Genomic DNA, 26,325 nt, shown 5'->3' with positions numbered 1-26,325 from the left:
GATAGAATAGGTCTTACTTAAGCATCCAATCCTACTGGCAATTGAACTAAAAATGAATTTAAAAATAGGAAAGAAATAAAAATAAAAAATCATATATACCTGATATATAATTAAATAAATACTATTATTTAAAGTTATATAGAACTTAGTCTAAGCTTACTTCTTAACAGAATGTAAAAAATAATTGAAAAGCAGTTGTATGAGGAAAAACGGTACAAATTCGGTACAAAAATCAAAACGAAATTCTCATGATTCTAATCATCGAGCAATTCTTAAAACCTTTTTGCAAAGTAATTCAGTCATTCAAAATCCAAGTATTGGCTTTCTTCTTTTTGTTGAATTGCTCTGCTTAAAATTCGAATACCATCTTTTAAGGTTTGTAATTTTTTTGTTGCTTCTGGGCTAGTCTATTTTCATTGATTGCATAGCCTTTGGATATGGCTTTTAACCGTTTGGTTGCCCTTGACGGAATTTAATACCATTTTTGGAGTTGACTCTATAACCCACCGAAATGATCATATCCAAATTGAAGTGATCAATATTTCTTTCAATATTCCTTTTACCCTCAAGTTGAACTATCCGGAAATTCCGGATAGTTGAATCCCTCCCCAATTTCTGAGTTTTATATATTGTCTTGATGTGCTCGCTTATTGTTCTTACATCTTTATCAAAAAGGTCAGCCATTTGCTTTTGTTTCAGCCAAACAGTGTCCTTTTCAAACTTCACCTCAATTTGGGTCTGGCCATCTGTCCCCTGATATATTTCGATTTGGTTTTCCATTCTAAACTCTAAAATTTTCTACTACACGCATTTCGGCATTCCCGACTCACCATCATCTTTTTTTATTTAATCAACTTACTATCTTTTTCACCAATAGGTGTTAATATATACCCAAACAGGCTCAATACCTGATTTATCTTTGACAAGTTTAGATTTTCTTATGCTTGCTCGATCTTTCTGATCACAGTAAGTGCTACTCTGGCTTTTTCAGCAAATTCTTCTTGAGTTAAGCCTAGTTGCTTTTTTTTTGGCTTTTACAAATTTCACATTTGACGCATCGGCATTCATACATTTGGAACGCGAATTTCATCGAAATACGGGTTTGATTTTAGGTTCACTTAGTCCAGCCCTAAAAAAGACTGGAAAATTGAGGCACACACGCTACTATCTCTCAATGGTGGAAATCTTACATTGATTTTATTTCAATATATATTTCTTGCCGTCTGCCACCAGTTGTTTTAAAAATGAAATGGTCAATTCTAATTCTTTTGACTTGTAGCTATTATTTATGTGTTTAAATATGGCAGGTCGTTGAACATCAAAAATAGAAGTTATAGCATGCGCATCGAGCCAAACAGTTTTTTTCATAAATTAACCTCAATTTGGGTCTGTCCGTCAACTTCCCTGGTATATTTCGATTTGGTTTTCCATTTTTAAACGTATGCATACCACCAAGTACATACTAAGCCTTATTTTTGAAGTTCTGTGGGTAAAGGTTTCTTACGTTTATTTGGTTTGTCTGCATGATATTTTCAAGTGTATACTTGAGCCATTTAAATTGATTTACATCATGGTTTTTACATAATAAAAAAGGAGGAATAAATCATGGCAGCTCTTTGTGCTGATGCATGTGAACCTGCGAATATGTAGTTTTTCCTTCCAAGTGCAACAGGCCTTATGGCATTTTCAACTAAATTATTATCTATTTCCAACCGGCCCTCGTGAAGATAGTTGGATAATTCGGCCCAGGGGTTGGCACTGTATAAAAGTGCTTTTCCCATAGCCTCACGGGGTTTTATAATTACCAACTGCTCTTTTATCCACGCAGCCATTTCATTGATCACTGGAAGGGATCTTTCAAGCCTGAGTGCTTTGCGTGCTACAGGATCATGACTTTTTTCTTTAGCCTCTCGCTCTACCTGATAAAGCTGACCTATATAGGTGAGCGCCTGCTGTGCCGTTTTATCGTCGTTAGACATGGCTTCGAAAATCTCTCTTCTAGGATGTGCCAAGCAGGCAAGATGAATGACAACTTTTCTGGCGCCCGTCTTTTTATATCTGGGATATCCATCAGTCTGCAGATAGCCTTTGAAGCCACTGAGCACGTTTTCCATACTTTTCGCTGCACGAGTAGGCCTGTAGTCAAAAAGTAAGGTACCATCCAGCGGACTGTGGTAGACCCAGTAAAAACCTATATGACAGGACTTTTTACCCGGGTTTTCCAGTACTTTGATGGTTGTCTCATCAGCCTGGAGATAGCCCATCAAATTGGTGTTTTCAAGCAGGCAGTAATATAAAGGTTCCAGCCGTTCTAGGCCCTGTCTTGCCCAAAGTTCTATGGTAGAGGGAGCAATTGGGATCTTTTCCCTCTTAAACTGCTGTATCTGTCTGTAGAGTGGTAGGTGATCCATGTATTTACCAACTACTAGCATGTGAGCCAGTTGTCCGGCAGAGGGAATACCTTTATCAATGACCCTAGTCGACAGAGGGGCTATTTTTACCCCGTTTTCAATAAATTTATCTTTAGGGGCGTATTTATAGCGGATAAACCTTTTGATGAAAAACTTTGCGGGAACAAAATCTAGTTCCTCGGTCACTTCTTTACCGATGCAGACCATCTCCGAGAGGTCACCATCCGGATACAGTTCCACTTCTTCTACGGGAAGATGTTCAGCAAGAGGTCTGGGCCCTCCATGGGAGGTTTTCCTGATACTTCGTAGTCTTTCTTTCTTTTTTCAAACTCCGCTCCGCTGCCTGTTCCTGCTGTTTTTCGGCAGGTCCTAAAAAAGGAAGTGACATCTGATCACTGCTACCTTCGAAACGTTCTCTTCTCTGTCCGAATGCAAGTCGCCTGAACTTCTCGACAAGGGACTTTAGATAGGTAGCCTCCTCTTCTTTCTCACGGATAATACGCTCCCTGTCACCCAGAAGGGTGATGAGTTATTCTTTAGAGAGCCGTTCCAGAGAGGTTTCCATGATTTATAAATAGGGGACAGAAAGCGAATTTCCATGGATTATTTATCCACACGAGCTGTGGATAAATCGAAAGAAAAATGGTTTTTAGAAAAAATGGAACAAAATCATCCAATGCAGCCTATAGGAGCAGGTAGGTAAAGAATTTACTGACTTCCGGTCAATGAAAAAAGTGCTTTTACACCCTATTTTGGTACCTCTTTTTTGTTTATAACCTTGTAAAAGTATCCCTTCTGCCATCATAACCAGCTTCGGCCACCGGATTGGCCCACATGTTTGGGTCTTTTCGGGAGGGGTAAAGGTTCCTTGCTCCAATCGTTTATAATATTGTACGTATCCGCCTTGTTCCCAATGGAGCAATTTGATTAGGTTCCTGCCCCGATTCAGGAACACATACACCACACCGGATGATGGATCTTTATCCAAGTGGTTGCGAACTAGTCCGCAAAGCCCATCGAAGCTTTTTCTCATGTCCACAAGACTGCCGTAAAGGTAATAACTATGGATAGATCCCAAGCTAAACAGCAGTACAGTCGGATAAGCCGGAAAACTAGGTCGGGATCAGCACTATCAATCCGTAGTACTACTCCATTGGGATAGACAAGCTCGGACTTGCAATTCTTAGTGGAGAGGGGGTGTGATTCTCGATCTTGTGAAAGACCTCACGCGTTGTCGCCTCTCTTTGTAGCTTTCTGTACCAGTAATTGAATTTATGAAACCCTATCCCCTTATATTCACTGAAAAGCTTCTGCGTCTGTCCACTAGTTTCAAACTCATGGTCCAACTCTACCATTTCTTCTCTTAATTTCATAACTTATGTTTTTGCTACAAAAATAAAGGACTCCCTTTTAGATAAAACATACTCTTGGTGGGTTGGATACATCTCTTCTATTATTTTCATAACTTATGTTTTTGTTAAAAAAATAAAAGACTCCCAATTTAGAACAAACATGCACTTTGTGGGTCGGATAAGGTTTGTAAAGAAAGCCATCATGAGGGTTATTATTAAGCAGTATAAGAGGGATAAAGCCAAAAAATAAATTAGCAATAGAAATTTACAATTACGATTTATAGCTTAATATTGGCTTGTATAAAAATAAATACTGTCGAACTTTTTCAATGTAACATCTCAAGCAAGAAGAAAATATCATTTCTACAAGTGCTAGTCCCTAGTAAGGAAATGAGAGCTTTATTGTAAAGGTGGTGGTTGTTAAAAATCTGTTATTCAGTGTCTTAAATTTGTATTTAATCTTGATAGTTTATATATTGATACATCATTTCAATGCCTCTCATTTATATGAGGGAGAACTGACAAAACCTATATTCTGAAGCTATATTTAAATAAAAAAGTATCAGCAGAGTAATATATATCTATTTAATCAACTGGTAAGTTAAATAGATTTAGAGTATGTTGGAGTACATGAAAATAAAAATAAAAGGAAATAAAATTGCGTAAAGTCTACAATATAAGGTAGTATTTCGAAGAAAAACTGCGTCTATAAATGAGTTAGCAGAAATAAACTAATCGAACATGGGACTCAAGGAAATCATTGAAAATAACTTCATTATTATTCTAACAGGAGTTTGCATCTTATCAGGAGGAACAGTTTTTGGGATTACAAAATTCTTTTTTGATACTGAGAAAAAACTGATGGAGTTAAAATTTGAGGGAGAAAAGGATGAATTGACTTCACGAGTACTCTCAATAGAGAGAAACATTGGCGAACATAAAAGTTTTGATATAAGAAGGTTTTTCTTGAAAAACGATACCAACACATCTAGTAATTCTAGTTATATTCCAGTAGCAAATTTTTATGCCGACACTTCTAGCAATTTTTTTAGTTATGAAGCTCTTAATGAAATTGACTTCATAAAGAAAGTCTTTGGATTAAGCGATTCTGATTTTTTAATAATGAAGCTTTCTGATCCAATGTTTTCAATAATGTTTAATGACCCCACTTACTTAGCTTTTATAGAAAAGTATCCAGTTCACGCATGGTTCTCTCGAGATTCACTTGTTTTCGAGCAAGAAGGGGTAGTCCAAAAGTTAATTCCTCATTTATCTGTTCAGATTGTAGATGCCAATATTCTCAATGATATCATGGGTTTAGGAATTGATATAACTGCTGAGTTAGAATCGGATTCTACTGATCCAGAAGAATTAGAATTAACAATTGAAGATTCCGAAGAAATTGATGATCTTAAATATCAGCTAGAGAATCAGTTGAATAATGATTTTGTAAGCATATTCTTCGCAACTCAGCTTAACTTGAGAGTGATGTCAGGTTTAACAGCTGGCGAGACAACAACAATTGAAAATCTACAGAAAATTGGAAATGTATTGTATGCCAAGTTCAAAACTAAAACTCAAAATGTCAATATTAACGGAGCCTCTAGTAATGAGATTTATTTGATAGAAGAAAATATTATCATAAGTGAAGGAAATCATTTTTATTTCATTCGATCTCACATTCCGAGCTTAGAACCTCATCCAAGAGGTGAAAACATAAAAAATATCAATTTATGGTTCAATGAACTCAAATTCATATTATAGCTGCTAATAAATGAAATAGCACGTGCCTCTATTGAGGTATTTGAAATAGAAATGCAAAACGGAAACATTGACACCATTTGAAAACTCAGAGGCACGTACCTTATTTGGGACTTTATGCCTAATGAAAAACAATAACCAAAATCAAAAATCATGAGAAAATCAATTTTTACTTTGCTAATTACTTTATTGTTTGGATTAAATGTTAATGGGCAGGATTCAACAAAAGTTGAAAAACTCAATCAAGACAAACTACAAGAACTGTCAAATGATATTATTATTGAACAGGCGCGTCTAAAAGAGCAACTAAGACAGCTTGAACAAAACATACAATCTTCAGACAATCTTAGAGAAGTGCTGGGGAAGCGAATATAGCAAGATATGACTCTTACGTATCTACTCTTTCAAATCGCTTCGATGCTGGTCAAGAAATTTTGCATCACATCATTAAAGAAACCAACAGTTTTAACCTCTCCTTTAGTCAACTTGTCCTCCAAACTCAATTTAATAAGCTTATCGATCCAACTACATATTCAGAATTCAATACTGCAATGAATTCAACTTTAAATATATTAGGAGATCGGAAACCTTTCCCAACTGTTGACGATGTAAACAACCTAAAACAAGAGATACCTGCACTGGACAACCCCATTATTTCAACTGGGGTTTCAATAGTATCCTTTTTTTAGCTAAATATCATAAAAGGAGAGATTTGGAAAGTGAAAGTTTAAAATCACTTTCATGTGTTCTCTCTTTTACAAATACAACGAAAAAAGACTATGACATACTAATTGGACAATTATATTCACTGAGCAAAAGACTCGAGAATTATAACTTGGCATCAAAAAAGTATTTTTCAAGCTACTTACGTGAATTAAGGTTCGAAAAAGGCTATACTCAGGATTATCCTGACGAAATCGACCTTGTTGAAGGTAAAAAAAATGAATTTTTCGAGAACTTGAGAAATGAAGGCAATGATATTGGTATTTTAGGTTATGAATCAAGTAATGATGATAAAATTACATACCAGATTGAACAGGTGAAATTTTGGATGAATGAATATGAACTATTACTTCTAGAAATCAGTGGTTTCATTTCAAATTACCGTAAATTTATTGAGGACACCCAAAAGAGCGGACAATCGATGTGTTCAAACTTTAACGAAGAAACTTCAGAAATATTCACCGAGATTTCTAGCCAACTAGAAATTGTTGAAACGAATTTCAATACTGTTTATGTTGAAAATAGAATCCCTACGCCAATGAAAAGAAATTTGTTTGGATTTAATTAAAATCTCTGGGTACAATAACTAATTATTCTGAGGACTGTAACAGCATAGTCTGAATGCAGTGTGTGTGCCCAGCATGGGCATTTGGTATCGAAGATACCAAATTATTACAGAGAGTGAAAAGCCCAGACCTAGCTTTATCGGTATCTCTTATGTGTAGGGATTTATGTCCCGACCTTCGGAGCCATACTGACGTCCAAAAGTTGGGAAACTTACAGGCATCTTGCTGATTTATCCAGTGGATATGAGTCTCGTCCTGAAAATGGTTGACACTTTTGTTTTTCAAATATAGTAAGTGTTTTAATTTCTAAGAAGTTTCATTTAACTTACAGTACCACGATAAAGCGGAGGCAAGCTCTGCTGAGGAGCAACTTGCCAAGGAATAGTCGTTTGGTCCGATAGCGTTGCTATTTTCAGACCGGGCCTTGACAGGTTCGGTCTTCTTTTTCCAATTATATTTCTTTCCAATAACGCGTTCGGTATCATGCCTTGTAAAACCTTCGTCATGTACTTGGTTAGGTGTTAGATTTCCTAAACTCTCGTGTGGTCTCATATCATTATAGATTTTGATAATCTTAATGATGTATTTTTTCGGGTTGATATTTGTTTCTCCTGCAATATCCTCCAGCTGTTTTTCATCAGATCTAACCGATAAACCGCACTCATAGCACCCACGGTAAGCAAAAGTTGTTGATTTTCGATATACATTTGGTTGTCGACCCAAAAGTCTATCATCCCATCTACGACCAAAGTCCCCGTAAATTCCATTACAGCTTTCATTTCAGGTATTGGTTCAATTTGATGTTCCTTGGTTATCGGATCGATAATAAATAAAAGGTGCTTCCTATTTTCCTGACTTGGTGGTTGGGAATAGATTCGATTGTTCTCAAAATCATAAACAGCCTTATCATAAAGCTGTTGCACATTATTGCCAGATCATGCTCAATTCCTTCCGGCACCACATTTAGATTTTTTTAGCAGTTCGCCACTGCCATTAAATATTCCCTGTGTAGTATAGCCATTGATAAATAAATCCCCATTTGGTCCCGGACTGAACCTCATTGTACACCTTGAACCTACTCCATTAGGCCCCTCCTCTCGAATGCGTTTTACTAACTAACTTGTTTTATTCAAATCCACTTCCACTAAATTCAGTGGGCTATTTCAAAAACAGCAATTTGCTTTTTGTCTTGATTAAGGGTTTTAGTTCCTAGTCCTGAGCTTAAGATGAAAATATCCTCTCCGAATCTACCAGTATCGTATCCACCGTATAAGTCAGGTTTCAGAACATTTCTGATTGGGCTTTTTCAGAAGATTCCTTACCGCAGGAATAGAGAAGGGGAATCAAAAGGAGGTAGAATACGTGTTTTTCATTGTTCTAAAATTTAAATTCCATCACTACAAAGCACTGTTCAAACTCGGACTTCTCAGACGCGGTTGCATTTTGCAAATCGATAATTCGAGATATAATTGACGATTCGTTTTCTAATAGCAATAGACCCAAAACAAATGTATAATAAAAACTTAGTTTAAAAACCTATTTACTAAAAATTTAATATTTAACCTTATTACTAGGTAGCTTCTAAATAGCCTTCTTCCTGTATTAAAAAATGCTTTGTGGTTTGGGAAAGAGGTTGAAATAACTTCTTAACACAACTTTGGCTTTGGCTGTGTGAAATATTAAGCCAACTTTAGATAGAATAGGTCTTTCTTAAGCATCCAATCCTACTGGCAATTGAACTAAAAAAATGAATTTAAAAAGGAAAGAAATAAAAATAAATAATCATATATGCCTGATATATAATTAAATAAATACTATTAATTAAAGGTATATAGAACTTAGTCCAAGCTTACTTCTTAACAGAATGTAAAAATAATTGAAAAGCAGTCGTATGAGGTAAAAACGGTACAAATTCGGTACAAAAATCATGTTCAGGTTCTCATGATTCTAATCATCTAGCAATTCCAAACCTTTTTGCAAAGTAATTCAGTCATTCAAAATCCAAGTATTGGCTTTCTTCTTTTGCTGAATTGCTCTGCTTATAATTCGAATACCATCTTTTAAGGTTTGTACTTCTTGTTGCTTCTGGGCTAGTCTATTTCTTTTCATTGATTGCATAACCTTGGATAAGGTAGTCTTTTAACCGTTTGGTTGCCCAGATTCTGAATTGAGTACCTTAGTTTGGAGTTTACTTTATACCCAACAGATAGGATAAGATCTAGATTGTAAAATTCAACTTCCCTTTCAACTTTTCTTTTCCCCTCCATTTGAACTGTTGCATTTTTTGCAACAGTTGCTTCCCTAATCAGTTCACCTTCTTTGTAGATATTTTTTATATGCCGGGAAATAACGGATTTATCTCTTTGAAACAATTCTGAAATTTGTTGCAAAGGTAGCCAAAAGGTGTCGCCTTCAAAACGAACCTCTATTTGAGTCTGGCCATCACTTCCTTGGTAGATTTCGATTTTGTTTTCCATAAAAGTTGTTCCGTAAATTCACTCAAATTTCTACTGTTCAACTTGTTTCACACATCAATAAGCATGGCCATATCCAAATATAGCAATTTAGGAGCTGTTCAGGGGTGATGTGAATTTACACCTTAAATGGTAAAAAATAGAAAAAAATGATTTATTGTTTAGTTGTTTCTGCCTACTTTCCAGGCCATATAGTTGAATAAGCACCTTTTTTTATGGTTAAATATCAGGCATTTGGTTATTTCCCCTAAAATTTATTCTGATTGGAGACAGGTGTAGAAATTTTTGATTTATTTTTGGAAAAATAAATAATGAAATCTTTCAGTAATGTCAGATGTTCATATACCATTATTAAAATGCAAGGTAGAGGAGAAAATCATGGTTTTCATTTTGTGTATCTGAAAACGTAATGGGGCTTTTTCGAATTCCATCTGGGAAACCTCCATGTAAGCATTCCAGTTGAGGTACCTCATTTAAATATTAAGTATAAAAGGAGTAAGCTTACTTTCCGATACTATATCTTTTCTATACCTGTAGATCCGATAGTTAGGTCGCATTAGCAACAGATTAGCAACAAGAAGTGTTGATATTAGGCTAATTAAGGACTAAAGAAAGGAAAAACGAAGTGTGCGGGCATAAAAAAACCGCTCCACAAAGGAAGCGATTTTTAAGGAAAACACCAATTGCTTTACGCAACTGTTATAGAGCCTAAATAACCACGGGCGAAGATCGAGAAACCGAATGCGATTGTATATTTCTAAAGATGCGTTCATAGGTTTAATTCTAAGAAAAAATGCTTAATCAATTTCCATGCTTTTTCTAAAATGAGTATTGAAGAAAGAACTGTTTTCACCCTATTCATTTTACCTTTTTTTCTTTGTTTAGGGAAGTCAACCTATTTTCAAGTTCATTAACCCTACATTCTAAACTGGAATTTGCCTTCATGTTTTTTTTATTTTAAAATTGTTTAGGCAAATATGACACTTGATTTAAGCGTCCAAAGGAACAACACTATGCTACTTTTAAACGCCTTTGTTCCTATTGATCATCAAGCACATAGGACGTAATGTATTTATGTTTCAGGAGAAAGATTATGCCATTCTTTGATCTGCTCAACTACAGTTCTATCATCTAAAAATTTCTGATAGAAAACCCACGATTCTTTGAATAGCAAAGCAATGATTTCATAGTACTGTTGCCCAGGAAGTATTTTACCTTCTTCAATACCTGAATGATCCTTCAGAAAACTGTAGAGAGAATGTACCATACGGACCAAGTGTCTTTCATGTGGTAGGTTGATTCGTGGTTCTTTTTCAATCTTGATGCTGCCGTCTTCATTTTTCTTATATGTAGTTGGAACCACATCACAATCAAACTCAACCCGGTAACCTTCATAGTATTCTTTTAGGGCTTTCTCAATCAGAAATAGTGGTAAGCGTGAAGAAAGTGCCTGTTCTCCGTCTTCGCCTTCCATTGTGAAATTTATAGAAGTTAGCTTTCGTTTGTCTTTAACACCGTTCATTAGCTTTTTGAAGGCGTTCATCTCAGGATTCTGCGGGTCTTCCTTTACGCCTTGAGCTGTCATTTGGTGACCTACAAGCCAATTGGTCTCATTTATACAGGAAGCAATGTGGATGAGGTCAGGTAATAAATCAGTAATATCGAAGCGATGGCAAACGAAGAAAGCTGTTGAAATAGCATCGGCTCGTTTAGTGGCATTTGCCATTTCAAGAAAGTTGGGTTCAAAGTACTGCTTGAGCCTTTCAAGATCTGTAGGTACTTCTGCAAAAGTGAGCTTTGGTTCAAGATCATTACGTTTCAACCAATTCCGAATGTGCCTTGTTTTGACATCATCTGTTTCATTCCAATCTCCAACGGGAATCAGAGAAAACTCAATGAGTTTGGCAATGCAAAGCATTAGCCGATTTGGGTAGGAGTCTCTTCGGTAACTTCAAAGAACTTAGCTTTTGAAAATAGGTTATAATAAGACTTGGCTAATCGATATTTGAACTTTGATTTGTGTGCGTTCTCTTTAAATCGGTCAGGATAACGTGCAAGGTCCTTCTTCCAATCCTTGTAATGCATATCATCGTAGGAACTTTTCATGTTCTTGATAAACTCTTTAGCAAGCCATTCATGCTTCAATTTAATCGTGCCAGTATTGAATACAAATTTGATATGGTCTAAACGCGGTCTGACCTTTCCTTCGAACTGTCGCCAAGACTTCATGTCAACTCCCGACTGCTCAATGACCTGAATTGCTTTTTCGGTTTCTTTTTCCGCAGTGGTTATCAGCTTTTGGTTTTCCGGCATTTCCCAAAAAGCTACATCACGGATATAGGTGTCTTGGGCTGTCGCTATTACTTCCAAAAGCAGATCCCGAATGTGAAGAAGCTCAAAATCGTTGATTACGGTGAGAATTTCATGATGGATATTTGGTGGAATTACCAACCTAACATATTTGTGTTGAGGTTGATAACCTTCAACAAAAGCACGCTCTTCAAATACTTCTTTAAAAAATCTACCCGTAATGCAAGTTGCCAATTACTATACCTAATATGGAAGTCCCAAGGAGGTTTCTCTGGTGACTTATATAATTCTACTTCTACGCATTCAATCCTTTCTTCCCCTTCCATAATAGCACCTTCTTGGTACAGCATATCTTCACTGTATTCAAAATGGTGTTGGTGTTTTTCAGAATAGAATTGCCAATCATAAGTAAATCTGTTTCTCTGGAATTTTGCCCAATCGAATTTAGGCAAGCCAACCCGTAAACCTTCATTTTTTTATCTTCAGACATATGATGAGAATTAAAGGTCTAATTTGATTTTGTTGGCTGCTTCTTTCTTCTTGTCGTCAATAATTTTCGCATAAACTTGGGTCGTTTTAAGCTCTCTATGACCTAGCAGCTTTGATACTGTGTAAATATCTGTTCCAGCTGTAAGTTGTAATGTGGCATAAGTATGCCGGGCGCAATGAAAGGTAATGGTGTTGGATATTCCTGCTTTCATCATCCATTGTTGCAATTTCAGGTTGTGCCAAGCTGAGTATTTCAATCCTTTAAACACTCGCTCGTCTTTATCTTGGCGTTCGCCAAGCAAGCCAACGGCTTGTTCTGAGATTGGGAGTGTTTCTGCTCCTTTGGTTTTCTTCTGTCTGAATCGGATGTAGTAACCCCGATCATTTGAATGCTGCACTTCGGACCATAGGAGTTTATTTATGTCTGACCAGCGCAGTCCTGTAAGGCAAGAAAAAATGAATGCTGTCTTTAATTGGGTGTTTTCACATTCGGTATTCGCAGCTGCTTGCAGTTCTTCGAGTGTCAAAAACTCTCTTTCCGGTTCTCCCTGTTTAAATGCTTCTGCACCTTCGGCAGGATTATGTGGAATGATGCCATCCTTTACGGCTTGCTTTAGGGCAGCCCGCAACTTGTTAAAATAGGAGTATTTGGAATTTTGAGATAGTTTCTGAACTCCATGGGCTATGGCCTTTTTATCCAGGTATTCTTTGAAGTCCTGTACGAACTCTCTATTCACAAATTCAAAAGAAATGTCTTGAGGCATGAACTTCTTGAAATGCTTGATCATGCTATCCCAATTCCCGTAATTTCCTGCGCTGTCCTTGCGTTTATTGGCAAGAAGTTGCAGATAGGCAGTAAAACTGCCTTTTAGTTTTTCACTGTCACGAAAACCGTAAGTGCCGTTTGGGATTTCAATTTGCCTTTGCTCTCGGATGGTTTCAGCCAATTGCTGGGTCTTCTTATTGATTTCCTTTTGCTCCTTGGTTTTCGGGTTAGGCTCTAGGTAGAGATTTAGGTATTCCGTTTTGCGTTTGCCCTTGTTGTAGTAATCAAGGTACAGGCTGGTCTTTCCGCCCTGGTTCCTTTGTCTGAGTGTTACTTTCATGCCTGAAACAGTTTATCGATTTCGGTTCTCCTTATTATGGTTCGTCTAACAAGTTTGGCCGCTTTGATTGTGCCAGACTTGATTTGACGGTAGATAGTCATGCGACTTGTTCCAAGTAGCTTGCAGGTTTCTTCGATACTTAAAAAGTCTTTGCTTCCTAACTGATCTTCTTGGAGCTCTAAACGCTGATGGGAGACAGGAGCTGCTTCTTGTGGCTTAGCATCCCGCTTGCGCTTCTTATAATTTCGGGATGCGCATTTATGGCTACAGAAATGGGTAACCGTAGTCTTTGCGATGAATGACTCACCACAGTGCTGACAGATCTTCGGTATCTCAATGTTGCTGCTCACGTGCTTCCTTTTGTGGGCTTGTTTCCGTCACTGGGTGTATCTGATTGTATCAGTATGTATCCTGATGTAACATCATCTCGCCATTGCTCAAAAAATCTGTTGCTACCCACAAACTTGTTTCTAGTAACAACTGATTAGCAATAAATATACGGAAAAAAGGGATGATTAGCAACAAACAAATGAAGGAAAAATAGCCTTAATGATAGTATAAGAAGGGTTTAGCGGATGAAGGGAAAGTAACTTACTTTCCAATACAGAAAGTGATTAATACTGTAAATCAATTACTTACAAGTAAGGGGTACAAATAAGGTACAGGAATGCACGAAATAAGGCAAAAAACGCCCTTTTCCCGTGCTTTTGGTAAGTTGAATATTTCGTAATTTAGTCAGGGTTATTTCATCAGTTAGTTCATGGCAAAAAAATACTGTTTTGATTGCAAGGTAAGGATCTTACCCAGCAGCTTTTAGGGCTTTTTCCAAAGATAGCTGAATTCACCTGATCAGTTGAAACAGATTCAGATTCCTTAATTTGCTTCAGCAGCTTCAAATACTTTTTGGTAGGCTTGCCAGCATAGTATTTTTTGAAATGCTTTGAATAAATCTGTTCATAGGCTTTTTCACTTCCATAGTAAGTACCAAAAAGATTATCAAGTGAACGCCCGTACTTGCTGTATGTTTGTTTTTCATACATGCAATTGTACCCTTTAAACGCTGCACGGCTTAAAAAATAACCATGAACCAAATAAAGCTTTCTGCAATACTTGAAAGTTTTCGGGCAAATAAAGAACCAAACTTTACCCCTGTTCAGGTTCGATTCCTTCCAAAATAACTTCACCTTGTATTCACGTTCTTCACCTTGATAGCTATATTTCAAAACTATGTATGGATCGTTTTCAAGCATGGAAACAAACAAGCCTGCACTTCCTGTTTGCTCGCCTCGACTGCTCCATGTTAAGGTTGTATTTATTGTATGGTTCGGTTTCAGAAAACCCCAGCTTTTGAAATCAGAAATATTTATCTGACAAGTTGTATCAAACAGTATTGGGAAATTAGAATATTTTGGCATGCTTTCGATATTTATTCGATTTATGAAACCTAAATTATTAAAGAACTTACCTGTTTTTCAATCGCTTTCCATACGTGCGAACAGATAGTGGAATATTAATTAAAAACCCCAATTGAGGGGTTCACCTTCACCTGCTTTAATTGCTTCAACCTTTGGGAAAACATAAGGCATCAGCTTCAGAACTATATCCAGCCGTTCTTTCGGTTCAAGTTTGGCAAGCTGTTCAGGAAGTTTTTCAATTTCTTGCTGCATGATTGTTTTCATAGTTTCACGCAAGGTTTCTGTAAGTACAGGATCTTTCTTTTTCATAGTTTAATCAGTTCAATTTGTCCAATAAAGGAATTCATTCACATCAGCCATTCTTTTTGGATTATACCAAGCAGGTCTGTACCATTCAATTTTGCATTTCTTTGCAGCCTGAATAAATGCACTTTCCATTCTTGGTACTTCATTTCTAAGGAATTCAATTCTGTTTTTATCTTGCTCGATTCCTTTTCTAAGTTCTGTAATTCTGTTTGTAATTCCTGTATATTCATTTGTTTCAGGTCTGTTTATGGGGTTTCTGTATAGCTTCCAATCTTGCTGGATCAAGAAATCTGCAAGGTCGTAACCCTTCAACCGCTGTTCATCAGTTGCGTTTCTTTCCAGCAAATCAGAAACAGAAAATTTACTGTTTGGAACAAGTTCCTGAAGTTCCTTTGCTTTCCTGCTCCAATCGCTGAACGCCTTGCCTGTTTTGGATAAGTCAGGGAACAGCAAAACTTTTCTTCCATGCAGGTTTTTACATCTTTTCAGATTCAAACCGCTTAAGTTGTAAACAGCAAGCCAAAGTAAGTTTTCAGGATCTTCAGGTAAGCCAAAATACAAAGTGCCGTAAATCGCTGTTTTGGGTGCTTCAACAAGCGCAACAGGGTTCTGCTGGTACTTGCTCAACAAGTGTTCACCAAACAAGCAATTAAAAAACCTTCCTGTTTTCCATAGTTCATGTACTTGGTAAGCCATTCAGGTAAGGGCTTGTTCTGTTGGTTCAGCCCGTTGAAAATAACCTTGTCAAGCTTATCTGTTCCTGTTGTGTGGTTGCTATTATCAAACTGCTTAACCTGTACAGCATGAACGTTCCTGTTCTTGTCTATGTACGGAAATGTAACTGCTCCTTGTCTGTAACCTTTTGTAACCGTACCCAAATAATACAGGGAAATAATCTGTTCCACATCTTCAGGGCTGAAAGGATAAGAAACAGTATTCAAAAGGTTCTGAATAAATGTATTTTGGCTATATCCTTTTAAAGTATTTTCGAATACCTGAACAGGAAAGAAAACAGGTTCAATAACCTTATTCTGTTTTACCTGAATACCCCTGTTTTTTTGCTCCTGAAAGGTTAGATTCCTGTTTTGACTATCGTAGTACCTTGAATCAGATTCGTTCCATTTAAGCCCCTTAAAATCGCCTGAATCAGCAAGGATAAATTCAGCGACAAAACAGCCATTGGGCAAGCTTTCAAATACAAGGCTTTTCGGGAAATAGAACCTTGAACCTTCCTGAATAATCAGTACTGAATTTTTATGTTCCTGAATAGAATCAGCAGGAACAAAACAGCATCTTGTTTCCAAAGGTGGTAAAATATGGGTGCTGCAATTTGCTTCACGGTCGCACTTTCCGAAATCGCCCGTAATGTATTCACCTGATTCAGTTTCAACGTACTTCACAAAGGTTTTCTTCAGGCATACAGGGCAAGGAAACTTTCTGCTGGATTTATCAAGTATGTATCTGTATGTTTTCATTTTTTAGATTCTTTTGTTTGCACTATGCACTTTCAACACTTTGCGCACTTGCTGCACTTTTGAAGTGCATGAAATGCAGTTAATGCGGAAAGTGCAAAGTGCATTGAATTACAACAGCTTTTCATACTTGCCCCTTTCAAGGTACTTGAACAAGTTCTTATCCTTAATCCATTCTTTGAACGCCCTTTCTTTCATTACTTCCAATTGCAGGGAAATTTTAATTCCTTCACCTGTTGTAAATTCTTCAGGCAAGGCATCATAAAGTTTCTGTTTATCTGCTGGTAGCTTATCAAATGGGTTCGTTTCATTCAAAAGTTTGTGAACCTTGATAGCAGCGTTCTGAAAGTATTCAACAAGCTTAACAGCCCCTTGTACAGATTGCAGGCTTATTGCTTGCTTATCAGATTCAAAACATGCAAACCGTATCATTTCCAGCAGCAAAGAAAACCGTAAGGCATACTGTTCAATTTTGGCATAAATACCCCTTATTGAATCACTTTCTGTTCGGTTGCATAAATCAGTTAGTTTCCTATTGAACTGAAACATTTCTGCACGTGCTTCAGGGCTGAAATCCAATACTTCAGGCTGGTTTTCAATTTTAAGGTTTAACAACTTGTCAAGAACAGTAAACCATTCTGTTTCAATAGTAGGATTAAGTTCTTTTTCGCTCCAATATTCCTTTTGTAGCTTGTCAGGTACTACAAACAGTAGCCTATCAATAAAACCATTCTCTGTACGGTTTAACGCAAGCTGTTCAAGTACAGCAGGCTGAACAGTTCCAATTACTGAAACAAAAGGGTTCTGTATCATTATTGGATTGCTTGTTTTTCGGTTTATTCTAATCGCTGTACCGCTCCAAATACTTAACCAAAATTGTTCTTCACTTCCTTTGTTGTACCTGTTGAAGTTATTGAACCAAGCTGCAAGTTCATCAGCGTAAACCCCAATACCCCTTTTATTAAAATCCATTATTTCAGTCAAAGATTCAGGGGTGAAATCCGATACAAGCAGCTGTTCCCATTTAGGTTTTTTAGGAAACTTTACTTTTTCCTGTTTCTTTTTTCTGTTGGTGAAAGCCTGTTGTATTCCTCATACTTCCTGAACTCTTCCAAATATTCTTCAAACTTGATTTTATCCTTTTGATTAATCGGCTTCAATGCCCATGCAATTGGGTGTGTTTTGTTTGTGCCAGCTTTTCCGACAATCGACAAATAAAGAACAGCGTTCTGTTCATACCCTTGCATAATGCGCACTTTGTGAGTGTTCCCAATAGCAACAGATACAGCGTACATGATAGCAGCCCCAATAAAATCAACAGGAAAGTTCAGGCTTTCATTTGTTTCTCTGATTATCTTTTGAATAAGGTCGGGGAATACTTCAACGGGGAAAGGGTTCTGTTCTTTGCTCAATTCCTGTTTCTGTTCCTGAACATGGTTCAAGATTGTTTCAGGGTTAAGGTTTTCGAAAATTGGATTAAGTTCTTTCATTCCCCAGCACGTTTAAAAAGTTCAACAATCAAGGGAAACAGTTCTTGGTTCGTAGTATAGAACCCTGCACGGTGCTTTGAAATCGGACAAATACCAATCTTTACAAGCTTGATTTTATTTTCCTTTTTCCATTTAGCAATATACCTGCAAATATTTGCACGCAAGATTTTTGTTTCAACGGAAACGGCAAGCATGGTTTTTGGCTGTTTCTGAAATGCTGCAAATACCCTTTTCTTTTGTGCCTGAAATGCAGTATTTTTACCCTGTTCTTTATGCAAAAATACTTTTGGGCTGTTGGTGGTGGTTTTCTTACTTTCCATGCTTCAGCCCTAATTTATTGTTAGACAAATAGGCATCAGCTTCAGCCTCCACATCAGCAAAGGATTGTTTTCGCCCTGCTTGCAAGTACTTGGTAAGTTCCTGCTTTGAAAAATATAAACGCTTGCCCCTTTTCATTACAGGAAGTTCACCTTTGGAACTTTTACTGTACATGGTTGGAACAGTAAGGTTCAGGAATTCAGCAGCCTGCTGAATTGTAAGAACTTGTTCAGAATCTTCACCTGAATTCCGTTCAAAATTTACCGCTTTCAGGATTTTAGCTGTAACCCTTTCAGAAATGCTTTCAATAAGCTTTTCAGGATCAATCGGACTTAATACAAGATTGTGCATAATACTTTCTGATTATTTGATTATGCACGCAAGTTCACGGGGCAATTTCAGGGGCTTTTGGGGATTCGCCCTAAATTCGCCCTAATTACAGCTGTTTACTTTGCAGGTATTTTTTTAGTTCTTCAGGGTACTTTGTAAGTTCAAATAATATTTCTTTCCAATCTTCGCCTGCTATTTTAACAAGGTTTGATTCTGAATTAATATCTCCGTAATTGTTCCAAATTCTTGAAACCGCTTTGTAAAATGTATTTGGCGAAATCGCTCCGTTTACTCTTTTAAAACCAACTTTTTCAAGTTCTTTTTTTCCAAAAGAATAACTAACCCCTGTTGCATTACAGTCAAAAAGATAAGCAAGGGCATAGTGTTCAGATTTATATTTTCGGGGTTTTTCAATATCAGTATTTTCATTAATACTTTGAAGTTTTATCTTGTACTGTTTTAGTAATTCAGGTATTTGCTTAATCAAATCAACCCTGTTTTTCAAATCGTAATAATCAAAACCTTCAGGAATAGGATCTTTTATAAGGTGCTTTTTTAAAGATTCAGGCAAGGTATTTTCAAAATTAATAAGGTTATTTTTTAATGAAATGGCACTTTTAATAATATCCAAGTTTCTTAATTGTTCATCAAAAAATCTCTATTCATACTTATTGGTACATTTTTTCCATCAATGATTATTTGAAATGGATAGTTTGTTTTCTCGATATCTATTTTTGTCTTATTCCCGTGTTCATCAACTCCAAATATTTGATTTATATCAACAAATTCAATTTTACCCTGTTCGTTTTTTAAGGGAACAATACCGCCATAAACCTTTGATTTATACAAATCAATCCATTGATTAATAACCTGCTCAAGTTTCTCAACTATGTCTCTATTGTAATTATAATTTAATTCAATAAGGTTCAAATAATAGTTATACCAATCGCTTATTGGTAAGACAAAGGATCTAACTACAATTTCTTGATAATCGGTTGATAAAAGTCTTTTTCCCATTTGTTCTTTATGCTTTATCGGTTGGTAAACTTGTAAGTTGGATCTTGTTCGCTGCTTCCTGTTTCAGCTTGCTTGCAATCTTTGCATACACTTGCGTAGTTTTCAAATCTTTGTGCCCCAGCATCTTTGAAACGGTGTAAATATCAGTTCCATAAAACAGTTGCAGGGTGGCGTATGTATGCCTGAAGCAATGGAAAGTAATTTTCTTTGTAATGCCTGCTGAACCAATCCATTGGGCAAGGTGTGTATTTTGATAGGCTGAATAAGTAAGCCCCTCAAATACCCTGCTGCTGAATTCACCCCTTTCACCTAACAAGTTGTAAGCCTGTTCAGAAATTGGGTGGTTTTCAACCCCTTCAGTTTTTTGCTGCTGGAAGTTCAGAAAGTACCCTTGCCCTGAAACTTCCTGTACTTCACACCAAGTAAGTTTCTGAATATCCGAAAACCGTAAACCTGTAAGGGCTGAAAATAAGGCTGCACGCTTAAGCATCGGATCATTACAAGGTTTCTTTACAAGTTCGTTCAGTTCTTCAATTGAAAGGAATTCACGCCTTGTTTCTGCTGCTTTGATAGGTTCAATCTTTGCATTCAAATCAGTTTGCAGTATTTTATCCTTGTACGCTTGTTTCAAGGCTGCTTTAACCTTGTTGAAGTATGAAACCGCTGAATTGGTTGATATTTTGGTTTTCCTTTTGTTGTCAGTTGTGGTCTGTAAATAATCCTTGAAATCTTCAAGAACAGATTCATTTAAATCTGCGAACAGCAAAGTTCCTTTGGCAAACTTTTCAAGATAATTCAGGGCTGAAATCCAATTGTCATGGTTTGAAGCTTTACGCTTTTTTGCAAGCTTCCTGAAGTATTCAACAAAGTTCTGCTTTCCTGCTTCCTGAATTCTTAAGCGTTCCTTTTCGAACTCTGTATAAATTTCAGGCTTGTTCAGCTGGTTTTCTCGCTTCAAACGGATCTGTTCAGCCGTTGCAAAAGTTTTGCTGTTTTCCTGTTCAATGGTTTGGTTCAGTATTGGGTTATCAGAATAAACAGGTATCTGCTTTACCGTGCCATTAGGCATGGTTCTTTTCTTGTACTTGATAGGTTCGTGAACATACATTTTAAGGAATTCACGCCTTGTAAGTTCACCTGTTTCAGAATTGAATACAGCAGGGTAAAAATCAAGATACAGGCTTGATCTTCCTTTTGAAATCGCTTTTTGTCTAAGTTTTACTTTGATAGCCATTTGTTCTTTATGCTTCAGGTTTCACGTCAATTTTTCTGTTCCATTATTTTATTGAGTTCTGATCGCTTAACCCTTGTAAGCCTTTCAGATAGGTTTACAGCGTTGATCTTTCCCTTATCAATCAGCCTGTAAGCTGTACGGGTTGAACAGCCAAGCAGCAGGGCAATATCTTTCACGCTTAAAAATTCCTTTGCTTTAAGTTCTTCAATAGGCTTGTTCTTCACCTTCAAGGTTGCTGTATTTGATTCTTTAATCTTTTCTGCTCTTTTCCTTGCTTTGTATGCACGCTTTGCGCAAGCATCAGAACAGAACTTGGTTACTGTTGTGCGTGCCGTGAATTCCTTGCTGCAATGCTCGCAAATACGCTGAATAAAAATGTTTGAACTCATTTCAAGAATATTAAGAGTACTTAAGGGTATTTAAGGGTACTTAAGGGGAAATAAGTGTAATTAAGTGCCATAATTTCGCCCTAAATAGGGTTGAAGTTTGTACCTCAACCCTTCAGGTACAATAAAGGTACAAAAAGGTACAAGAAAAACAATAAACAAATAGAAATAAACCATAAACAAGAAAGCATAAAAATAAGCCCTTAAATAGGGCTTATTCAATGTTTTATGTATGTTTTTATATTGCTTTGTTTGTGGTGGTTACTTTCCAATACAAAACTTACTAAAAATATTTGCAAGTAAATCGTCGGTGGTGATCTCGCCGGTGATCTCCCCAAGGAAATGTAGGGAACGACGGATGTCCATGGCCAGAAAATCGTTTGTAACTTCTTCGTCCAGACCGGTCAATACATCCAGCAAGGATTGCCGGGTTCTTGTCAACGAATCGTAGTGGCGGATATTGGTAACGATGGTGTTTCCGGTTCTGAATTTGTCCAGGTTTACCAATTCAAGTATCCGGCTCGTTAAAGTTTCCAGGTTTTCTTTCTTACCTGCAGAAATAAAAATTGTGTCGGGATAGGACTTGGTTAATTCATTGATAAATAATGGATTGGCCTTGTCTACCTTATTGGCTACTTTAAGGAAAGGGATTCCTAGATTTTCTAATTTATTAATGTCTTTGCTGATTTCCACCATGTCCGTATCTCCCAAATCAAATAGATAGAGGATCAGTGATGCGGCCTTCATTTTCTCATGGGTTCTACTAACACCCATGGCTTCGAGCACATCAGTGGTTTCTCTAATCCCTGCAGTATCGGTAAACCTAAAAATTACACCTCCAATATTGATTTCATCCTCTATAAAGTCACGGGTGGTTCCGGCAATATCTGAAACGATGGCTTTTTCCTCTTTGAGTAAAGCGTTGAGTAGGGTGGACTTGCCCGCATTTGGTTTTCCGGCAATTACGGTTGGTACCCCATTTTTAATCACATTGCCCAAGTCAAAGCTACTGATCAATTGCTCCACAACACGGAGTAATTTTTCTACAAGAATTCTCAAATCATCTCTGCTGGCAAACTCTACATCCTCCTCTGTGAAGTCCAGTTCCAATTCTATCATGGAAGCAAAATGAATCAACTCCGTACGAAGGCTGGCAATTTCACCAGAAAATCCACCACGCATTTGATTCATGGCAGCTTGGTGAGAAGCTTCGGAATCACTGTGAATTAAATCTGCCACCGCTTCTGCCTGGGCCAGGTCAAACTGTCCATTTAAAAAAGCCCTTTGCGTAAATTCACCGGGTAGGGCAGGGCGGGCTCCTTTGCTTACCAGTAATTTAATTACTTGATTGATAATATAAGAAGAGCCATGGGTGGATATTTCCACTACATTTTCCTTGGTAAAAGATTTTGGCGCAATAAATAAAGATACGAGCACTTCATCGATTACCCGCTTTTCATCGCGAATCGTTCCAAAATGAATCGTGTGACTTTCCTGCTTCTCCAGGTCCTTGCCATAAAAAACCTGATTGGCCAGTTTTATGGCATTGTTTCCGGAGAGCCGGATTACGGCGATTGCACCTACACCTTGAGGTGTGGCCAAAGCGATGATGGTATCTTCTTTTTGACTGAAATGTAAAGCCATTAATGGTCGAAATTTTCAAGTAAAGATTTTAAAGCACTGACAAAATTTTCCGGTTCCCTGTAGCCGGGAAGTTGGGTGATGTTTTCCATGGATGCATCCATGATAATAAAATTGGGAAAAGACCTTACCCTCATATTTCGAGCCATCGATTGTTCGGAATACTCCTTGCCTTTAAATTCAAACTTCTTTTTTTGTTTTCGGCATTTAGTTTGACAGCGTAAAAATTATTATTAACATATTCAATTACCTTGGGATCGGTAAAAGTATTTCTATCCATTTTTTTACACCACCCACACCAGTCGGTATACACATCTACAAGAATCATTTTTGGGTTGGCAGCTGTTTTTTCTATTACCTCCTCAAAACTATGCCAGTTAATCGACTCTTTTTGAGCGAAGGAAAATTGTTGAATAAAAACCAGCATCACTATAAGTCCAACTACTTTTTTCATGGCTTTTAAGTTTCTTTTTTATTACCCTTACAAATTCGGTATTCAAATTATATTTCTCATGGCCTATGAAATTTCAATAAGTCATAGATATTATATTAACGTACATTTTTTATGCTAAGGTTTTATGAAACCCAATATTGGTCGAAACGGTTCCCTTTATTAATTGGGGTGAAGCATCACTTGAATATTAGTGGCCACTTCTTTGGAAACAAAAACCTTTTTTTGGTTGTCAATAAATAATTCTTGTGAACCATCATATTCTATTTTTTCAAGCACCAGTACCTTGGCACCTATATAAATGCCTACCTTATCCAAATACTTTAAAAAATTAGCACTTGTATCACTGACGGAAACAATTTTCCCACTTTGGCCCACAGGGACTTCTTGTAGTGTGATTCTGGGTTTGTCACTGAGTTCACCAAATTCATCCGGGATGGGATCTCCATGGGGATCAAATTTGGGAAAACCCAAATATTCATCCAAGCGACGGACGAGTAGGGGAGCCTTTACATGTTCCAATTCTTCTGCAATTGCATTCACTTCATCCCAACTGAATTTTAATTTATCCACCAAAAACACCTCCCAGAGACGGTACCTTCTGATGATGAATAGTGCAGTTTTTCTACCTTCTTCTGTAAGACTAACTCCATAATATTTTTTATAGTCAATCAATTCTTTTTCTGCCAACTTTTTAAGCATGTCACTAACAGATGCTGCTTTGGTATTGACAGAAGCAGCGATCTCATTCGTTGAAACTTTTTCTATGCCTTCAGTAACCAACTTATAAATGGTCCTTAAATAATTCTCCTCTGCAGCGCTTAAACTTTTCATGACTTTAATTTTCACAAATATATATTTTAGTCTTGTCTAAAAAAATATTTAATTTTTACCTAAATCACCTGTGGATAACTGTGTTCTTATCTTTTCTTCAATTTTAGATATCTATATAAAATAATTTAGACACGTCTAAAAATAACATAACACATTGATTTACAATGGTTAATACGGTTCAATTTTTTAAATCAGAAGATAGTTAGCCTTAAATGTGGAACTTGGAAAAGTACAATTTGAGTCTTTTTCCCTTAGTTAGGGGAAGTAATATTTATCAGTAGCTGTTGAAATTTTCTTTTCTCAGCCTCCCAAAACAGGTCTTCATCAGGTTGTAGTTGGTAATAATCAAGGTTTAACAGACTTTTCCACACTGAACTCACCTCCTCGGTTGCTAAAAAATCAATGCATATTCCTGCCGGATACTTATCCACAATGGTTTTCCACAATGGATTTTGACTCATAAGGATAACCTTTTGAAGGGCTATTCCCTCATAGAGTTTAGTGGGTATTTTATCTTTGATGCTTGGTAGTAAAAGGTAAGGTAACATCAATATATCTGCCTCCAATACTTTATTTCTAATATGTCCTATTGGTAGGGGGTGATCGGAAAGTTCAAGATGTATACCTTCTTCTAAACCATAATTTTTTGTCAGTTCCTGATAAAAACTAGTAAGTGGACAATGACCGACAAGGGTTAGTTTAGCATTTGGAAGCGCTTCTTTAAGCTTTAAAAACCACTCAATAGCAGGAATAACACCATAAACCGGGGTGATGGTGCCACAAATAATGAAATGGGGAGAAATAGGGTTAGGTAGTCGAAATGAGGGCTTAAATGGACTCGAAATAGCCGCTTTATTCTCTATGACTGTATAACTATTGATGCTCGGCATTTCCGTAACATAACATTGCTCGGCAAATATATAGTGATCAATGGCGGTTTTGCCAAGCCTTTCTGATAATCTAACGAGCGATTTGGCCACAACCCGAAGAAAAGCGGGCATGGTTTGGTTGTAGGTTATGTTTTTGCCGTAGTTTTCCTGAACATCATAGATGAGTTTATAAGAAAGAAAAGGTTTTGCTAAGGTGGCTATAGGAAGCAGTTCAAAAGTGGTAACAATTACCACAGCGGGCCTTATTTTAATTAGTTGACGAAGGAATTTAAAATGGACAAATATCCTTGAAAGGTTTGTTCTAGGGCCGGAAAAAATTTCTATCAGTCGAATATTTTCAACCTTTGGCGTTTTTTTGATGAAAACCCTATGATGTTAAGGTCGTATTTATTTGTTTCACGAATTGAAAATCCCAGCTTGTATAACATCCTGGAATCATCTACCGGTTTAAGGACTGAAGCAACTATTATAGGGGGTTTTTGAGGCATAAAATTGAAAAATCAAACTAAGCTAATATTAAATTTATGGAATTACAGCATATTATTGAAAAAGCCTGGGACAACAGGGATCTATTGAATGAAAAAGATGTTCAAATCGCCATCAAAACGGTGATAGCAGACTTGGACAATGGTAAAATTAGGGTGGCAGAACCTACATCAGACGGTTCTTGGAAGGTAAACGACTGGGTAAAGAAAGCTGTAATTCTGTATTTCCCTATCCAAAAGATGAGAACCATAGAGGTTGGTCCTTTTGAATTTCATGATAAAATGGCCCTTAAAACCAATTATGCAAAGCAAGGAATTAGAGTAGTTCCTCATGCAGTTGCAAGATATGGCGCGTTTCTTGCTAGCGGAGTGGTGATGATGCCTTCTTATGTAAATATTGGTGCTTATGTGGATAGTGGAACCATGGTGGATACCTGGGCTACTGTTGGATCATGTGCACAAATAGGAAAAAACGTCCACCTAAGTGGTGGAGTTGGTATAGGAGGTGTTTTGGAACCTATTCAAGCTGCACCTGTCATTATTGAGGATGGTGCTTTTATAGGGTCCAGAGCCATTATTGTAGAAGGGGTAAGAATCGGTAAAGAAGCTGTTATTGGTGCAGGGGTAACCCTCACAGCAAGTTCTAAGATCATTGATGTAACAGGTGTTGAACCTGTAGAGCACAAAGGATATGTCCCTGAAAGATCGGTTGTTATACCCGGAACATTAAATAAAAAGTTTAATGCCGGTGAGTTTCAGGTTCCTTGTGCCCTAATCATCGGGAAAAGAAAGGCCTCCACTGATTTAAAAACTTCTCTCAATGATGCACTCAGAGATAACAGTGTAGCCGTATAATTTTATTTT

General features: G+C 37.0%; 34 protein-coding genes and 2 pseudogenes. 4 read left to right on the top strand and 32 right to left on the bottom strand.

Annotated elements, in window-relative coordinates; all coding sequences use genetic code 11:
* Positions 1 to 444 precede the first annotated feature (444 nt).
* From WG932_RS05315 to tnpA, 6 genes and pseudogenes are all read right to left on the bottom strand, one after another.
* On the bottom strand, positions 445 to 780 hold the full coding sequence (locus WG932_RS05315; protein WP_483087233.1) for a virulence RhuM family protein: 336 nt from the start codon (positions 778 to 780) through the stop codon (positions 445 to 447).
* A 158-nt stretch (positions 781 to 938) separates the two neighbouring features.
* Positions 939 to 1,010: pseudogene (locus WG932_RS05310) on the bottom strand (transcriptional regulator); the annotation flags it as partial.
* Positions 1,011 to 1,197: 187 nt separating this feature from the next.
* A complete protein-coding gene (locus WG932_RS05305) occupies positions 1,198 to 1,368 on the bottom strand; it encodes a virulence RhuM family protein (protein ID WP_483087232.1) in 171 nt (56 codons plus the stop codon).
* 94 nt (positions 1,369 to 1,462) lie between these two features.
* Positions 1,463 to 2,937: pseudogene (gene tnpC / locus WG932_RS05300) on the bottom strand (IS66 family transposase).
* A gap of 123 nt (positions 2,938 to 3,060) precedes the next feature.
* Positions 3,061 to 3,489 (bottom strand): IS66 family insertion sequence element accessory protein TnpB, encoded by a 429-nt coding sequence (gene tnpB / locus WG932_RS05295; RefSeq protein ID WP_483087231.1) that lies wholly within the window; start codon positions 3,487 to 3,489, stop codon positions 3,061 to 3,063.
* 67 nt (positions 3,490 to 3,556) lie between these two features.
* Positions 3,557 to 3,784: an IS66 family insertion sequence element accessory protein TnpA gene (tnpA, locus tag WG932_RS05290; protein ID WP_483087230.1), complete on the bottom strand. Its 228-nt coding sequence runs from the start codon at positions 3,782 to 3,784 to the stop codon at positions 3,557 to 3,559.
* 720 nt (positions 3,785 to 4,504) lie between these two features.
* On the opposite strand from tnpA, the gene WG932_RS05285 reads away from it, so the two are divergent.
* The 3 genes from WG932_RS05285 (at position 4,505) to WG932_RS05275 (ending at position 6,815) form a co-directional block, all read left to right on the top strand.
* Positions 4,505 to 5,527 carry a hypothetical protein gene (locus WG932_RS05285; protein WP_483087229.1) on the top strand — a complete coding sequence of 341 codons (1,023 nt, stop codon included), beginning with the start codon at positions 4,505 to 4,507 and terminating at the stop codon, positions 5,525 to 5,527.
* A 150-nt stretch (positions 5,528 to 5,677) separates the two neighbouring features.
* Positions 5,678 to 5,899, top strand: a complete 222-nt coding sequence (locus WG932_RS05280; protein WP_483087228.1) for a hypothetical protein — start codon at positions 5,678 to 5,680, stop codon at positions 5,897 to 5,899.
* A gap of 337 nt (positions 5,900 to 6,236) precedes the next feature.
* On the top strand, positions 6,237 to 6,815 hold the full coding sequence (locus WG932_RS05275) for a hypothetical protein (protein ID WP_483087227.1): 579 nt from the start codon (positions 6,237 to 6,239) through the stop codon (positions 6,813 to 6,815).
* A gap of 304 nt (positions 6,816 to 7,119) precedes the next feature.
* Here the strand turns inward: WG932_RS05275 and WG932_RS05270 are convergent, their stop codons facing one another.
* The 26 genes from WG932_RS05270 to WG932_RS05145 all read right to left on the bottom strand — a co-directional run bounded on the left by WG932_RS05270 (position 7,120) and on the right by WG932_RS05145 (position 25,210).
* Positions 7,120 to 7,365, bottom strand: coding sequence for a hypothetical protein (locus tag WG932_RS05270; protein ID WP_483087226.1), 246 nt, complete (start codon positions 7,363 to 7,365; stop codon positions 7,120 to 7,122).
* Positions 7,362 to 7,736, bottom strand: coding sequence for a DUF4221 family protein (locus WG932_RS05265; RefSeq protein ID WP_483087225.1), 375 nt, complete (start codon positions 7,734 to 7,736; stop codon positions 7,362 to 7,364). The genes WG932_RS05270 and WG932_RS05265 overlap by 4 nt, the downstream gene beginning before the upstream one ends.
* 1,063 nt (positions 7,737 to 8,799) lie before the next feature.
* Entirely contained in the window at positions 8,800 to 8,922 is a 123-nt protein-coding gene (locus WG932_RS05260) for a hypothetical protein (RefSeq protein WP_483087224.1), read from the bottom strand.
* Positions 8,919 to 9,290: a RhuM family protein gene (rhuM, locus tag WG932_RS05255; RefSeq protein ID WP_483087223.1), complete on the bottom strand. Its 372-nt coding sequence runs from the start codon at positions 9,288 to 9,290 to the stop codon at positions 8,919 to 8,921. The genes WG932_RS05260 and rhuM overlap by 4 nt, the downstream gene beginning before the upstream one ends.
* A gap of 1,069 nt (positions 9,291 to 10,359) precedes the next feature.
* Positions 10,360 to 11,205, bottom strand: coding sequence for a hypothetical protein (locus WG932_RS05250; protein WP_483087222.1), 846 nt, complete (start codon positions 11,203 to 11,205; stop codon positions 10,360 to 10,362).
* On the bottom strand, positions 11,205 to 11,831 hold the full coding sequence (locus WG932_RS05245) for a hypothetical protein (protein WP_483087221.1): 627 nt from the start codon (positions 11,829 to 11,831) through the stop codon (positions 11,205 to 11,207). Before WG932_RS05245 ends, WG932_RS05250 begins: the two co-directional genes overlap by 1 nt.
* A gap of 61 nt (positions 11,832 to 11,892) precedes the next feature.
* Positions 11,893 to 12,087 (bottom strand): hypothetical protein, encoded by a 195-nt coding sequence (locus WG932_RS05240; RefSeq protein ID WP_483087220.1) that lies wholly within the window; start codon positions 12,085 to 12,087, stop codon positions 11,893 to 11,895.
* A 10-nt stretch (positions 12,088 to 12,097) separates the two neighbouring features.
* A complete protein-coding gene (locus tag WG932_RS05235; protein ID WP_483087219.1) occupies positions 12,098 to 13,192 on the bottom strand; it encodes a phage integrase SAM-like domain-containing protein in 1,095 nt (364 codons plus the stop codon).
* A complete protein-coding gene (locus WG932_RS05230; RefSeq protein ID WP_483087218.1) occupies positions 13,189 to 13,542 on the bottom strand; it encodes a helix-turn-helix domain-containing protein in 354 nt (117 codons plus the stop codon). The genes WG932_RS05235 and WG932_RS05230 overlap by 4 nt, the downstream gene beginning before the upstream one ends.
* A gap of 408 nt (positions 13,543 to 13,950) precedes the next feature.
* Positions 13,951 to 14,607: a hypothetical protein gene (locus WG932_RS05225; RefSeq protein WP_483087217.1), complete on the bottom strand. Its 657-nt coding sequence runs from the start codon at positions 14,605 to 14,607 to the stop codon at positions 13,951 to 13,953.
* Positions 14,608 to 14,706: 99 nt separating this feature from the next.
* Entirely contained in the window at positions 14,707 to 14,916 is a 210-nt protein-coding gene (locus WG932_RS05220) for a hypothetical protein (RefSeq protein WP_483087216.1), read from the bottom strand.
* Positions 14,917 to 14,928: 12 nt separating this feature from the next.
* Positions 14,929 to 15,540, bottom strand: a complete 612-nt coding sequence (locus WG932_RS05215; protein ID WP_483087215.1) for a DUF6371 domain-containing protein — start codon at positions 15,538 to 15,540, stop codon at positions 14,929 to 14,931.
* A complete protein-coding gene (locus WG932_RS05210; RefSeq protein ID WP_483087214.1) occupies positions 15,537 to 16,388 on the bottom strand; it encodes a PG0870-related protein in 852 nt (283 codons plus the stop codon). Before WG932_RS05210 ends, WG932_RS05215 begins: the two co-directional genes overlap by 4 nt.
* 108 nt (positions 16,389 to 16,496) lie before the next feature.
* Positions 16,497 to 17,399 carry a DUF3987 domain-containing protein gene (locus tag WG932_RS05205; RefSeq protein ID WP_483088582.1) on the bottom strand — a complete coding sequence of 301 codons (903 nt, stop codon included), beginning with the start codon at positions 17,397 to 17,399 and terminating at the stop codon, positions 16,497 to 16,499.
* A gap of 29 nt (positions 17,400 to 17,428) precedes the next feature.
* Positions 17,429 to 17,875, bottom strand: a complete 447-nt coding sequence (locus WG932_RS05200; RefSeq protein WP_483087213.1) for a DUF3987 domain-containing protein — start codon at positions 17,873 to 17,875, stop codon at positions 17,429 to 17,431.
* Positions 17,872 to 18,195 carry a hypothetical protein gene (locus WG932_RS05195; RefSeq protein WP_483087212.1) on the bottom strand — a complete coding sequence of 108 codons (324 nt, stop codon included), beginning with the start codon at positions 18,193 to 18,195 and terminating at the stop codon, positions 17,872 to 17,874. The genes WG932_RS05200 and WG932_RS05195 overlap by 4 nt, the downstream gene beginning before the upstream one ends.
* Positions 18,185 to 18,544, bottom strand: coding sequence for a helix-turn-helix domain-containing protein (locus WG932_RS05190; RefSeq protein WP_483087211.1), 360 nt, complete (start codon positions 18,542 to 18,544; stop codon positions 18,185 to 18,187). Before WG932_RS05190 ends, WG932_RS05195 begins: the two co-directional genes overlap by 11 nt.
* An 85-nt stretch (positions 18,545 to 18,629) precedes the next feature.
* On the bottom strand, positions 18,630 to 19,154 hold the full coding sequence (locus tag WG932_RS05185; protein ID WP_483087210.1) for a hypothetical protein: 525 nt from the start codon (positions 19,152 to 19,154) through the stop codon (positions 18,630 to 18,632).
* Between the two features lie 5 nt (positions 19,155 to 19,159).
* The gene (locus WG932_RS05180; RefSeq protein ID WP_483087209.1) at positions 19,160 to 19,540 is read right to left on the bottom strand and encodes a hypothetical protein; all 381 of its coding nucleotides are present in this window, start codon (positions 19,538 to 19,540) and stop codon (positions 19,160 to 19,162) included.
* 7 nt (positions 19,541 to 19,547) lie between these two features.
* Complete coding sequence (locus tag WG932_RS05175; RefSeq protein ID WP_483087208.1) at positions 19,548 to 20,774, bottom strand: tyrosine-type recombinase/integrase; 1,227 nt, start codon at positions 20,772 to 20,774, stop codon at positions 19,548 to 19,550.
* Positions 20,775 to 20,800: 26 nt separating this feature from the next.
* Entirely contained in the window at positions 20,801 to 21,163 is a 363-nt protein-coding gene (locus tag WG932_RS05170; protein ID WP_483087207.1) for a helix-turn-helix transcriptional regulator, read from the bottom strand.
* A gap of 258 nt (positions 21,164 to 21,421) precedes the next feature.
* A complete protein-coding gene (gene mnmE, locus WG932_RS05165; RefSeq protein WP_483087206.1) occupies positions 21,422 to 22,804 on the bottom strand; it encodes a tRNA uridine-5-carboxymethylaminomethyl(34) synthesis GTPase MnmE in 1,383 nt (460 codons plus the stop codon).
* The gene (locus WG932_RS05160; RefSeq protein WP_483087205.1) at positions 22,804 to 22,950 is read right to left on the bottom strand and encodes a hypothetical protein; all 147 of its coding nucleotides are present in this window, start codon (positions 22,948 to 22,950) and stop codon (positions 22,804 to 22,806) included. The genes mnmE and WG932_RS05160 overlap by 1 nt, the downstream gene beginning before the upstream one ends.
* The gene (locus WG932_RS05155) at positions 22,935 to 23,255 is read right to left on the bottom strand and encodes a thioredoxin family protein (RefSeq protein ID WP_483087204.1); all 321 of its coding nucleotides are present in this window, start codon (positions 23,253 to 23,255) and stop codon (positions 22,935 to 22,937) included. Before WG932_RS05155 ends, WG932_RS05160 begins: the two co-directional genes overlap by 16 nt.
* A 159-nt stretch (positions 23,256 to 23,414) precedes the next feature.
* Entirely contained in the window at positions 23,415 to 24,086 is a 672-nt protein-coding gene (locus WG932_RS05150) for a metal-dependent transcriptional regulator (protein ID WP_483087203.1), read from the bottom strand.
* 251 nt (positions 24,087 to 24,337) lie between these two features.
* Positions 24,338 to 25,210 carry a glycosyltransferase gene (locus tag WG932_RS05145; protein WP_483087202.1) on the bottom strand — a complete coding sequence of 291 codons (873 nt, stop codon included), beginning with the start codon at positions 25,208 to 25,210 and terminating at the stop codon, positions 24,338 to 24,340.
* Positions 25,211 to 25,500: 290 nt separating this feature from the next.
* On the opposite strand from WG932_RS05145, the gene WG932_RS05140 reads away from it, so the two are divergent.
* On the top strand, positions 25,501 to 26,316 hold the full coding sequence (locus tag WG932_RS05140) for a 2,3,4,5-tetrahydropyridine-2,6-dicarboxylate N-succinyltransferase (RefSeq protein WP_483087201.1): 816 nt from the start codon (positions 25,501 to 25,503) through the stop codon (positions 26,314 to 26,316).
* The last annotated feature ends 9 nt before the right edge of the window (positions 26,317 to 26,325 follow it).

Source organism: Cyclobacterium sp. SOCE241, from assembly GCF_056867545.1.
The sequence above is the reverse complement of the archived record's forward strand: the minus strand, read 5'-3'. Positions and strand labels throughout refer to the sequence as shown.

Coding starts and splice junctions, on each gene's coding strand:
- WG932_RS05270 (WP_483087226.1), bottom strand. CDS start 7,365: ATGAGACCACACGAGAGTTTAGGAAATCTAACACCTAACCAAGTACAT.
- WG932_RS05160 (WP_483087205.1), bottom strand. CDS start 22,950: ATGGCTCGAAATATGAGGGTAAGGTCTTTTCCCAATTTTATTATCATG.
- WG932_RS05225 (WP_483087217.1), bottom strand. CDS start 14,607: ATGCCAAAATATTCTAATTTCCCAATACTGTTTGATACAACTTGTCAG.
- WG932_RS05210 (WP_483087214.1), bottom strand. CDS start 16,388: ATGAAAACATACAGATACATACTTGATAAATCCAGCAGAAAGTTTCCT.
- tnpA (WP_483087230.1), bottom strand. CDS start 3,784: ATGAAATTAAGAGAAGAAATGGTAGAGTTGGACCATGAGTTTGAAACT.
- WG932_RS05235 (WP_483087219.1), bottom strand. CDS start 13,192: ATGAAAGTAACACTCAGACAAAGGAACCAGGGCGGAAAGACCAGCCTG.
- WG932_RS05240 (WP_483087220.1), bottom strand. CDS start 12,087: ATGTCTGAAGATAAAAAAATGAAGGTTTACGGGTTGGCTTGCCTAAAT.
- WG932_RS05155 (WP_483087204.1), bottom strand. CDS start 23,255: ATGAAAAAAGTAGTTGGACTTATAGTGATGCTGGTTTTTATTCAACAA.
- WG932_RS05150 (WP_483087203.1), bottom strand. CDS start 24,086: ATGAAAAGTTTAAGCGCTGCAGAGGAGAATTATTTAAGGACCATTTAT.
- rhuM (WP_483087223.1), bottom strand. CDS start 9,290: ATGGAAAACAAAATCGAAATCTACCAAGGAAGTGATGGCCAGACTCAA.
- WG932_RS05180 (WP_483087209.1), bottom strand. CDS start 19,540: ATGGGAAAAAGACTTTTATCAACCGATTATCAAGAAATTGTAGTTAGA.
- WG932_RS05195 (WP_483087212.1), bottom strand. CDS start 18,195: ATGGAAAGTAAGAAAACCACCACCAACAGCCCAAAAGTATTTTTGCAT.
- WG932_RS05170 (WP_483087207.1), bottom strand. CDS start 21,163: ATGAGTTCAAACATTTTTATTCAGCGTATTTGCGAGCATTGCAGCAAG.
- WG932_RS05200 (WP_483087213.1), bottom strand. CDS start 17,875: ATGAAAGAACTTAATCCAATTTTCGAAAACCTTAACCCTGAAACAATC.
- WG932_RS05315 (WP_483087233.1), bottom strand. CDS start 780: ATGGAAAACCAAATCGAAATATATCAGGGGACAGATGGCCAGACCCAA.
- WG932_RS05285 (WP_483087229.1), top strand. CDS start 4,505: ATGGGACTCAAGGAAATCATTGAAAATAACTTCATTATTATTCTAACA.
- WG932_RS05140 (WP_483087201.1), top strand. CDS start 25,501: ATGGAATTACAGCATATTATTGAAAAAGCCTGGGACAACAGGGATCTA.
- WG932_RS05175 (WP_483087208.1), bottom strand. CDS start 20,774: ATGGCTATCAAAGTAAAACTTAGACAAAAAGCGATTTCAAAAGGAAGA.
- WG932_RS05220 (WP_483087216.1), bottom strand. CDS start 14,916: ATGAAAAAGAAAGATCCTGTACTTACAGAAACCTTGCGTGAAACTATG.
- mnmE (WP_483087206.1), bottom strand. CDS start 22,804: ATGGCTTTACATTTCAGTCAAAAAGAAGATACCATCATCGCTTTGGCC.
- WG932_RS05305 (WP_483087232.1), bottom strand. CDS start 1,368: ATGAAAAAAACTGTTTGGCTCGATGCGCATGCTATAACTTCTATTTTT.
- WG932_RS05280 (WP_483087228.1), top strand. CDS start 5,678: ATGAGAAAATCAATTTTTACTTTGCTAATTACTTTATTGTTTGGATTA.
- WG932_RS05250 (WP_483087222.1), bottom strand. CDS start 11,205: ATGCTTTGCATTGCCAAACTCATTGAGTTTTCTCTGATTCCCGTTGGA.
- WG932_RS05190 (WP_483087211.1), bottom strand. CDS start 18,544: ATGCACAATCTTGTATTAAGTCCGATTGATCCTGAAAAGCTTATTGAA.
- WG932_RS05260 (WP_483087224.1), bottom strand. CDS start 8,922: ATGAAAAGAAATAGACTAGCCCAGAAGCAACAAGAAGTACAAACCTTA.